This is a genomic window from Bradyrhizobium sp. AT1 (genome assembly GCF_001590795.1).
In the GTDB taxonomy this organism is placed as follows: domain Bacteria; phylum Pseudomonadota; class Alphaproteobacteria; order Rhizobiales; family Xanthobacteraceae; genus Bradyrhizobium.
In genome coordinates, this window is the sequence record NZ_JXDL01000001.1 from 3,196,331 (window position 1) to 3,197,254 (window position 924).

The 924-nt window shown below is 66.2% G+C and carries 1 protein-coding gene; it reads left to right on the plus strand.

Annotation, left to right across the window (positions count from 1 at the left end):
- A partial coding sequence (locus SE92_RS15070; protein WP_157095885.1) for a HAMP domain-containing protein occupies window positions 1–924 on the plus strand: 924 nt, incomplete at both ends.

Below are 924 nucleotides of genomic sequence, written 5' to 3' on the forward strand. Positions count from 1 at the left end.
GTGGCGCGCGGCGACCTCTCGCGCAAGATCACGGTGGACGTGCGCGGCGAGATCCTCGAGCTGAAGGACACCATCAACACCATGGTGGACCAGCTCAACTCCTTCGCCTCGGAAGTGACGCGCGTGGCGCGCGAGGTCGGCACCGAAGGCAAGCTCGGCGGCCAGGCCCAGGTGCCTGGTGTGGCCGGCACCTGGAAGGACCTCACCGACAACGTCAACTTCATGGCCTCGAACCTGACCGCGCAGGTCCGCAACATCGCCGACGTCGCCACCGCCATCGCGAGCGGCGACCTCTCGAAGAAGATCACGGTGAACGTCTCGGGCGAAATCCTTCAGCTGAAGGAGACGCTCAACACCATGGTCGACCAGCTCAACGCCTTCGCCGGCGAAGTGACGCGCGTGGCGCGCGAGGTCGGCACCGAAGGGCGGCTCGGCGGCCAGGCCAACGTGCTCGGCGTCGCCGGCACCTGGAAGGACCTCACCGAGAGCGTCAACTCAATGGCGTCGAACCTGACCGCTCAGGTCCGCAACATCGCCGAGGTGACGACGGCGGTCGCCGGCGGCGATCTGTCGAAGAAGATCACGGTGGACGTGCGCGGCGAGATCCTCGAGCTGAAGGACACCATCAACACCATGGTGGACCAGCTCAACGCCTTCGCCGGCGAAGTGACGCGCGTCGCGCGCGAAGTCGGCACCGAAGGCAAGCTTGGCGGCCAGGCCGTCGTCCGCGGCGTCGGCGGCACCTGGAAGGACCTCACCGACAGCGTCAACTCGATGGCCTCCAACCTCACCGGCCAGGTCCGCAACATCGCCGAGGTCGCAACCGCCGTCGCCAAGGGCGATCTGTCGAAGAAGATCACGGTGAACGTGTCGGGCGAGATCCTTCAGCTGAAGGAAACGCTGAACACGATGGTGGACCAGCTC